The following is a 6,535-nucleotide window of genomic DNA, read 5'->3' as shown; positions in this document are numbered from 1 at the left end:
TCCTTGTACAGGCACGTTCCAAACGGCCTGGCCACTGAGTTGCGGCTCTGCCCCCAGTCGCAGATCTGAAGCCTGTTGATGTCTTTGATTTCACGCCGGGGTTGCCCGCTTGTCAACAAAAAGATGTGACTTTTTTTGGGTATTTTGCCCGAAAGCATAAGGTAGTTCCTTTAAAAGCACTTGGATTGCCTTAAAATCGGTCACGAGCATCAGTTCGGGAAACCAGATGGCCCAGTCCAAACGACACGGCGAGATCCTGCGGCTCCTGCAGGAAGAGGGCACCGTCACCATCGCCAGTCTGGCCGACCGGCTGGGCGTGTCGCTGGAGACGGTGCGTCGCGACGTCAAGCCGTTGACTGGTGATGGCTCTGTCCTCAAGATGCATGGCGCCATCGGCCTGCCGTCGATGATCGGCGAAGCGCCGTTCGAGCGGCGCATGCGTGAGAACGCCGACGCCAAGCGCGTCATTGCCCGCATGGTCGCCGCCACCATCCGCGACGGGGAATCGATCATGCTCGACACCGGAACGACGACCTCGTTCCTTGCGCGTGAACTGCTCGGCCACCGGCGCCTGACGGTCGTCACCAATTCCTCGGACATTGCCCGCACGCTGGCCACCATCAACGGCAATAAGGTCTACATGGCCGGCGGCGAGCTGCGCAGCGATTCCGGTGCTGCTTTCGGCGCCTCGGCGATCGATTTTGTCAGCCGCTTCTCGGTCAGCCACGCCATCATTTCCACCGGGGGCGTCGATGCGGTGATGGGCGTCATGGATTTTGATCTGGATGAGGCCGAGTTCGCCCGCATGGTGCTGTCGCGCGGCCAGCGGTCCCTCGTCATCACCGATCACTCGAAATTCGGCCGTCTTGGTCTGGTCCAGGTCTGCGGCTTCGACAGCTTTTCCGAACTCGCCACCGACCGCTCGCCGCCGCACGACCTGGCTGCTGCCCTGGCCCAGGCCGGCGCGCGGCTCAGCATCGCCGGCGAGGAAGCCGGGTTCTAACCGAAGACCAGCGATTGGTGGGCGCAGACGCCCGCAAAGGTGCCAGCCGATACCGCAAAGGCGATGTTGTGCATCGAACGTGCCGCGTCGCCGGCGGCGTAGACGCCGGGCACGGTCGTCTGCTGCCTGTCATCGACTGATATCACCGGGCCAAGGAGGCCTTCGGTGAAGCCGCAGCCGAGCTGTTCGGCCAGCGGGCTGGCCATGATGTTGCGCGGAGCGGTGAACATCGCCCTGACGCCGGCCTTTCTGCCGTCGTCGAGGTGGACGATCAATCCGCCGGAGCCGTCTTCCTTTAGCTCGGCGATGCTGGTGGGCTCAAACCGCACCTTTCGGCTCTCCAGCGCGCGCATCTGCTCTGTGTCAGGCTCGAACAGGCCGTTGCCGAACAGCGTGACATCGCCCCAATCGGTGATCAGCTGTGCCTGATGCATGGACATCGGACCGGTTGCGAGCACGCCGAGCGGCCCGCCGGAAACTTCGTAGCCGTGGCAATAGGGGCAGTGCAGCACGCTCTTTCCCCAGAGTTCGGCAAGCCCTGCAACCCCCGGCAGGATATCGCGCACCCCGGTGGCCAGCACCAGCCGTGCGGCGCCGAATGTCTCGCTGCTGTCGGTGGTGATTTCGAAATCGCTGCTGCCAGCGGCAACGGCCTTGTCCGCGCGCCCGTCGACAACCCTGGCTGTCGGATAAGCCAGCAGCTGCCGCCTTGCGTCATCCAGGATTGCGCTGGGCGCGCGCCCGTCATGTCCGAGAAAGCCGTGCGAATGCTCGGCAAAGCGGTTGCGCGGCCGGCCTGCATCGATCACCAGCACCTTGCGTCCTGCCCGCGCCACCTGGATGGCGGCGGACAGGCCGGCAAAGCTGCCGCCCACGACGGCAAGATCATACTGCATGGCTTGAGACTCCAATGAGATCAAAACGGCGGCGGAAATCGGCGGTCAGGTCGGCCAGCGTTCGGTGTTGGCGTCACCATGGTGCTTCGCATGACGGGGCCGCTGGCAGCCATCCTCGGCTTCGGTCTGTTGGGCGTTTTCTGCCTCGCCTTCACCGAAAAGATCCTGCCAATACCGCCCTCGCATGTGCTGCTGCTCTTCCTCGGCATGACGGCGGCGCCGGAGGCTTCGACGCTGGCGATCCTGCTGTTGGTGACGACGCTTGCGTCCGCCAGCGGCTGCCTTGTCTGGTATGCGGTCGGCCGCCGGGTTGGACCGGACCGTGCCGACAGGCTGGTCGAGCGTTTCGGCAAGTACGTCTTCCTGCGCCACGCGACCTACCGCAGGCTCGGCCAGGCCTATCGGCGCAATCACGTCCGGGTGTCCTTGCTGGCGCAGTTCATCCCGACTGTGCGCAATTACCTGCCGATCGCCGCCGGCGCGCTCCGCCTGCCGGCCTTGCCCTTTGCGGCCGCGACGCTGCTCGGCGCCACGCTCTGGAACGCGGGCTTTCTCACCACCGGCTATCTGCTGCGCGGCAGCGGCCGGGATTCCTTCACGGTGGGCCTGCGCATCATTGTCATTGTCGTAGCACTCGAAACGGCATTCATGCTTGCGCTGCGCTATGGCCCCGCATGCCGGCGGCGCATCAAGTTGGCGCTCGGCTGAGCGCCAACTCTCCGGTCATGGGATAAGCTCTGCAGTCGGCTTTCCTTCGCTTCCGAGCCGGTGTTTAGTCCGGGCCATGGCTTTCACCATCCGCCAGCTGCAGTTCTTCATCGCCGTGGCCGAGCAAGGCACGGTCTCGGGCGCCGCGCAGAACCTCTCCATCTCGCAATCGTCGGTTACCGAAGCGATCAAGGAACTTGAGAGCGATCTCGGCGTCGAACTGTTCGAACGCCACCCGCGCGGCCTCAACATCACCCACAAGGGTCACCAATTCCTGCGCCATGCGACGAAAATCCTCGCCGATGTCTCCGATGCACGCCGCTCTTTCTCCGGCGAGCAGGCGGTGGCGGGCGGCCGGCTGCAACTCGGCGTCACCTCGCTGGTCGCCGGCTATGTGCTGTCGGATCTGCTTGCCCGCTACCGCCGTGCCTATCCTGGCGTCGAGGTCTCGGCCATCGAGGACAATGGCGACTACCTCGAACATCTCCTGATCGGCGGCAAGCTCGACATTGCCGTCATGGTCACCTCCAATCTGCGTGACCGCACCGCCCTGCAATCGGAAATCCTCGAAGTCTCTGCCTACCGGCTGTGGCTGCCGCTGGGCCATCCGCTCGTTGGCGCCGACATCATCAGCATTGGCGACATCGCCTCCGAAACGCTGATCATGCTGACCGTCGACGAGATCGAGGAAAACACCGGCAAGCTGCTGACGGCAATCGGCGCCAGGCCGCATGTCGCCTTCCGCACCCGTTCCGTGGAAGCCGTGCGCAGTCTCGTCGCCACCGGCGCAGGCGTGGCGCTGCTGCCCGACCTCGTCTACCGGCCCTGGTCACTGGAAGGCGACCGCATCGAATCGCGCGATATTTCCGGTTCGTTGCCGGTGGTCCAGGTCGGCATGGTCTGGCGGCGCGGCTCCGGTCTGCCGCAGGCGGCGCGCGATTTCATCGGCCTTGCCCAGTCGCAACGGACGGTCCGCCAGCGTCCCTGAGAGATCAGCTGCCGACCTATCGGAAAAACCGATATCGCCCTTCTGATAAATGAATTTGCGAAACCGGAATTTTCAAAGCACTTTCCGTCCAGGGACCACAGCTGCCATCAGAGCGGCATCAAGCCCAACGGACGAACTGACAGTTTTCAGTCCGCGCGTGACCCCTAACGAAGACCGAAACCGGCTTTCAGGGTCAGGCGCCTAAATGGGAGATCGACAATGAATTCATTCCTGAAGTCATGCACTGCTCTGACGGTCGCGCTGACCTTTTCCGGTCAGGCCGTCGCCCAGGTCAAGGAACTTGGCAAGGGCGAAGGCCAGGTCAACATCGTTGCCTGGCCGGGCTATATCGAGCGCGGCGAAACCGACAAGGGCTATGACTGGGTGACCTCCTTCGAGAAGGAGACCGGCTGCAAGGTCAACGTCAAGACCGCCAACACCTCCGACGAGATGGTCTCGCTGATGAATGAGGGCGGTTTCGACCTCGTCACCGCTTCGGGCGATGCCTCGCTGCGTCTCGTTGCCGGCAAGCGTGTGCAGCCGATCAACACCGATCTCATCCCGAGCTGGAAGACCGTCGACGAGCGCCTCAAGGACGCGCCGTGGTTCACCGTCGGCGGCGCCCACTACGGCGTTCCCTACCAGTGGGGTCCGAACGTCCTGATGTACAACACCGACGTGTTCAAGGAGGCTCCCAAGAGCTGGAACATCGTCTTCGAGGAAATGAAGCTGTCGGACGGCAAGTCCAACAAGGGCCGCGTCCAGGCCTATGACGGGCCGATCCACATTGCCGATGCCGCCAACTATCTGATGTTCCACAAGCCGGAACTCGGCATCAAGGATCCCTACGAACTGAACGAGGACCAGTACAAGGCAGCGCTCGAATTGCTGCGCGTCCAGCGCACGCTGGTCGGCCGCTACTGGCATGACGCCGCCATCCAGGTCGACGACTTCCAGAACGAAGGTGTCGTCGCTTCCGGCTCGTGGCCGTATCAGGTCAACACGTTGGTCGCCGCCAAGAAGCCGGTCGCCTCCACCATCCCGGAGGAGGGCGCCACCGGTTGGGCCGACACCACGATGATGGAGGCCGACGCTGCCAATCCCAACTGTGCCTATATGTGGATGGAACATTCGCTGTCGCCGAAGGTGCAGGGCGATGTCTCGGCCTGGTTCGGCTCGCTGCCGGTCGTGCCCGCCGCCTGCAAGGGCAATGAGCTTTTGACCGACGAAGGCTGCAAGACCAACGGCTACGAGAACTTCGACAAGATCAAGTTCTGGAAGACGCCGGTGTCCAAATGCGCCACCCAAAACGATCAGTGCGTGCCCTACTACCGCTGGGTGTCGGACTATATCGGCGTCATCGGCGGGCGGTGAGCGCTCTTACCCTCCCCCTCGTGGAGAGGGTCGACGCATAGCGTCGGGGGTGGGGCCTGCTCGGCGTTTTTCGAGGCACCCCACCCGGGGCTTTGCCGCGACCTCTCCATAAGGGGGAGGTAGGACGTCGTGCGACATCAACACATCAAACCGGCAACGGACTGACAGCCCATGACCTCCGCCGTCTCCTTCCAGAAAGCCTCGCGGCATTTCGGCAGCGTGCGCGCCGTCGACGCGGTCGATCTCGACATCGCGCCCGGGGAATTCTTCGCCATGCTCGGGCCGTCCGGTTCCGGCAAGACCACTTGCCTGCGCCTCATCGCTGGCTTCGAGCAGCCGACATCGGGCTCGATCTCGATCTTCGGCGAACGCGCCGAGGGCGTTCCGCCCTATCGTCGTAACGTCAACACCGTGTTCCAGGACTATGCGCTGTTCCCGCATCTGAATGTGCTCGACAACGTTGCCTATGGGCTGATGGTCAAGGGCGTCGGCAAGGCTCAGCGGCACAAGGCGGCGGAAGAAGCGCTGTCACTGGTGCGGCTGCCCGGCTACGGGGCCCGCCGCCCCGGCCAGCTTTCCGGCGGCCAGCGCCAGCGCGTGGCACTCGCCCGTGCGCTGGTCAACCAGCCAAAGGTGCTGTTGCTCGACGAGCCGCTCGGCGCGCTCGACCTCAAATTGCGCGAGAACATGCAGGAGGAGCTGAAGTCGCTGCAGAAGGCGCTCGGCATCACCTTCGTCTTCGTCACCCACGACCAGGGCGAAGCGCTGTCGATGGCCGACCGCGTCGCCGTCTTCAACGACGGCAAGATCATGCAGATCGGCACTCCGGAAGATATCTACCAGCGGCCAAAGACACGCTTCGTCGCCGATTTCGTCGGCTCCTCCAACGTGCTGCCGCCGGATTTCGTCCAGCGCTATTCCGGCCAGCATCGCTGGGGGAGTCTCCGCCCTGAATCCATTCGCGTCGGCCGCGCGGCCAAGGGGGTCACAAGTGGTGAAGGCGTATCCGCCCGCCTCGTCTCGACCAATTATCTCGGCGCCACGACAAAGCTGGCGCTCGACGCCGACGGGCTGCGGCTGCACGCCATCGTGCCGGCCGGCACGGCCTTGCCTGGGGAGGGCGAGGCAGTCGTACTCACCTTTAACCGCGAGCACCTGCATCTGATGGACGAGCCGGTATGAGGAAGGTTTGCGCGAAGCACCCCCCTCTGTCCTGCCGGACATCTCCCCCTCAAGGGGGGAGATCGGCAGTTTTTTGGCCTCGCCAATTCTGCCGCGTTGGAGGTTGGCGAAACCAGAAGGGACAGCCAATCTCCCCCCTAGAGGGGGAGATGTCCGGCAGGACAGAGGGGGGCGCGAAGGATCGCGGCCTATCGCATAGTCTCCGCCAAGACGGAGCCGCGCCATGACATCAGCCGCGCTCAACTCCAATCCCGCCCCCGCCATCCTGCCCGGCAGCGGCGGCTTACGCGGCGCGCTGTCGGACCTTTTCTGGCGCAAGCCGAAAGTGCTTCTGCTGCTCATGCTGCTGCCGCCGGTTCTGTGGCTCGGCATCGTCTATATCGG

At 63.9% G+C, this 6,535-nt stretch carries 6 protein-coding genes and 1 pseudogene; 6 read left to right on the top strand and 1 reads right to left on the bottom strand.

Annotation, left to right across the window (positions count from 1 at the left end; all coding sequences use genetic code 11):
- Positions 1-226: 226 nt before the first annotated feature.
- A complete protein-coding gene (locus EN943_RS33565; protein WP_027039687.1) occupies positions 227-1,003 on the top strand; it encodes a DeoR/GlpR family DNA-binding transcription regulator in 777 nt (258 codons plus the stop codon).
- Here EN943_RS33565 and EN943_RS33560 read toward each other — a convergent pair.
- Positions 1,000-1,899, bottom strand: coding sequence for an NAD(P)/FAD-dependent oxidoreductase (locus tag EN943_RS33560; protein ID WP_127416207.1), 900 nt, complete (start codon positions 1,897-1,899; stop codon positions 1,000-1,002). The two genes, EN943_RS33565 and EN943_RS33560, sit on opposite strands and share 4 nt — an antisense overlap.
- A 78-nt stretch (positions 1,900-1,977) precedes the next feature.
- On the opposite strand from EN943_RS33560, the gene EN943_RS33550 reads away from it, so the two are divergent.
- From EN943_RS33550 to EN943_RS38635, 5 genes and pseudogenes are all read left to right on the top strand, one after another.
- A complete protein-coding gene (locus EN943_RS33550; protein ID WP_245476074.1) occupies positions 1,978-2,607 on the top strand; it encodes a DedA family protein in 630 nt (209 codons plus the stop codon).
- Between the two features lie 76 nt (positions 2,608-2,683).
- Positions 2,684-3,595: a LysR substrate-binding domain-containing protein gene (locus tag EN943_RS33545; protein ID WP_127416206.1), complete on the top strand. Its 912-nt coding sequence runs from the start codon at positions 2,684-2,686 to the stop codon at positions 3,593-3,595.
- A 219-nt stretch (positions 3,596-3,814) separates the two neighbouring features.
- Positions 3,815-4,969 (top strand): ABC transporter substrate-binding protein, encoded by a 1,155-nt coding sequence (locus tag EN943_RS33540; RefSeq protein WP_127416205.1) that lies wholly within the window; start codon positions 3,815-3,817, stop codon positions 4,967-4,969.
- A 171-nt stretch (positions 4,970-5,140) separates the two neighbouring features.
- The gene (locus EN943_RS33535) at positions 5,141-6,151 is read left to right on the top strand and encodes an ABC transporter ATP-binding protein (protein WP_127416204.1); all 1,011 of its coding nucleotides are present in this window, start codon (positions 5,141-5,143) and stop codon (positions 6,149-6,151) included.
- Between the two features lie 223 nt (positions 6,152-6,374).
- Positions 6,375-6,535, top strand: a pseudogene (locus tag EN943_RS38635) (ABC transporter permease); the annotation flags it as partial.

The organism is Mesorhizobium sp. M7A.F.Ca.US.006.01.1.1, assembly GCF_003997935.1.
In the GTDB taxonomy this organism is placed as follows: Bacteria; Pseudomonadota; Alphaproteobacteria; order Rhizobiales; family Rhizobiaceae; genus Mesorhizobium.
The sequence above is the reverse complement of the archived record's forward strand: the minus strand, read 5'-3'. Positions and strand labels throughout refer to the sequence as shown.

What these genes read in the sequence shown, in the direction of transcription:
- EN943_RS33565 (WP_027039687.1), top strand. Translation starts at nt 227, where the DNA reads ATGGCCCAGTCCAAACGACACGGCGAGATCCTGCGGCTCCTGCAGGAA.
- EN943_RS33560 (WP_127416207.1), bottom strand. Translation starts at nt 1,899, where the DNA reads ATGCAGTATGATCTTGCCGTCGTGGGCGGCAGCTTTGCCGGCCTGTCC.
- EN943_RS33550 (WP_245476074.1), top strand. Translation starts at nt 1,978, where the DNA reads ATGGTGCTTCGCATGACGGGGCCGCTGGCAGCCATCCTCGGCTTCGGT.
- EN943_RS33545 (WP_127416206.1), top strand. Translation starts at nt 2,684, where the DNA reads ATGGCTTTCACCATCCGCCAGCTGCAGTTCTTCATCGCCGTGGCCGAG.
- EN943_RS33540 (WP_127416205.1), top strand. Translation starts at nt 3,815, where the DNA reads ATGAATTCATTCCTGAAGTCATGCACTGCTCTGACGGTCGCGCTGACC.
- EN943_RS33535 (WP_127416204.1), top strand. Translation starts at nt 5,141, where the DNA reads ATGACCTCCGCCGTCTCCTTCCAGAAAGCCTCGCGGCATTTCGGCAGC.